Annotated in this window: 2 protein-coding genes; both read right to left on the bottom strand. The window is 61.3% G+C overall.

From position 1 onward, the window contains the following. Positions 1 to 846, bottom strand: an 846-nt coding sequence (locus ABT116_RS44980) for an acyl-CoA dehydrogenase family protein (RefSeq protein ID WP_351646804.1), incomplete at its 3' end; no start/stop codon positions are given. Next, positions 846 to 1584 (bottom strand): MFS transporter (locus tag ABT116_RS44975; protein ID WP_351646802.1); only part of this gene is annotated, 739 nt, incomplete at its 5' end. The genes ABT116_RS44975 and ABT116_RS44980, both read right to left, overlap by 1 nt.

The raw sequence follows: 1584 nt of genomic DNA, 5'->3' as shown, positions 1-1584 counted from the left end.
TTCCGCCATCTGCCGGAAACCTCGTTCGAGTTCGCCGACCTGGAGTGCGTGTGCGCGGTCCAGCGTCACCTCGCCACTCGGCATGGAACGTGTACCCAGCTTGTCCTTGAGCCGATCGATCGTGAGGTTGTTGCGCTCGCCGGAATCCAAAGTCTTGGGCACCATGAACATTCCGACTCCACGCGTCGAACCATCCTGTCCGCCCGGAAATCTTGCAAGGGTGATGATCACGTCGGCATCGGGGTTGGAGGCGAACCACTTCTTGCCCGTCAGGACCCATCCGTCACCGTCGCGCTCGGCACGCGTTTCAGTGCAGGCGATATCGGTGCCTGCCTGAATCTCGGTCATGAACATCGCACCCGTCTTCGCATGCTCGGGATCGGTCGACGTCAACGCGTCGATCCAGGGCGAGAACACGGCCGGATCACCGAACATACGCAGCGTCCGCGCAGCAGCATCTGTCATCGACACCGGGCAGGCCAGCCCGAACTCTGCCTGAACGAAGACGTACGACGCGAGGTACTTCGCGAGTGGCGGAGGTACGGAGCCCCATCCGTGCAACCCTTTTCGGTGCGACATGGCGGACAGGCCGTACTCGTTGTACGCCGCCCGGCACAGTTCCAGGTAGGCCGGGTGATAGGAAATCCGGTCGACGCGATCACCAGCCTTGTCGAACTGCTGCAACACCGGTGGATTCCTGTCGGCGATGTCGGCGAGCTCGGACAAACGGCCGGCGGCATCTCGACCCAGTCGGTCGAGCAAGCCGTTCATCGTCTTCCGGTCCGCCCCGGTGGTCCATCTGTCCACTACCGCTTTCAGAGCGGGGTCGGTGTGTGCGAAGTTCATCAGTGGTCAACGCCTTTCAGGGTGGAAACATCGGTCACGTTCGAAGAGCTCGTCGACTCCGACCCTTGCGCGCGCAGCGCACTCCTGCGCAACAAAGCAGTCATACAGACGAGGGAGAGAACGACATACACGAGCCCTAGAGCTACGACCGGCCAGATCGAGTTGGTTCGCGTCAGCAGATACTGGCTGACCATCGGGGCCGTTCCGGCAAAAACGGCGGTCGAGAGTTGGTACGACAGAGAGATGCCCGTGTACCGAACGTTGGTGGGGAATACCTGCGCCAGAATGCCGGCCAAGGCGGCGTAATACATTGCATGAGGGGCCGTTGCGAGCACCATACCCAAAATCGCCAGGGGCACGGAGCCCGTCTGAACCAGCACGAACATCAGTGGCAGGAGCACGATCTCCGGCAGCAGCATCCAACGGACCGCTTTCGACGGATCGATCCGCGTGGCCAGCACAGCGCCGAAAGGCTGTACGAGCGCCTGGGCTACCAGTGCCACGGTGATGACAAGAAGAAAGTCGCTGCGCTCGAAGCCGAGATCCGTTGTCGCCCATGAGAGCGCAAAGGTGGTCTTGACGTACGTGATGGCAACACCGGCAACCACAGCGCCGACGCCGAGAGCAAGTTCGACGGGATGCGAACGCAACACTTCAACCAGCGGCATCCGTGTACGTTCCTGTGCCGCAACAGCCTTCTTCATTTCGGGTGTCTCGGAGATGTGCAGCCTGATGTAG

This window comes from Streptomyces sp. NPDC002130 (assembly GCF_040296465.1).
In the GTDB taxonomy this organism is placed as follows: Bacteria; Actinomycetota; Actinomycetes; order Streptomycetales; family Streptomycetaceae; genus Streptomyces.
The sequence above is the reverse complement of the archived record's forward strand: the minus strand, read 5'-3'. Positions and strand labels throughout refer to the sequence as shown.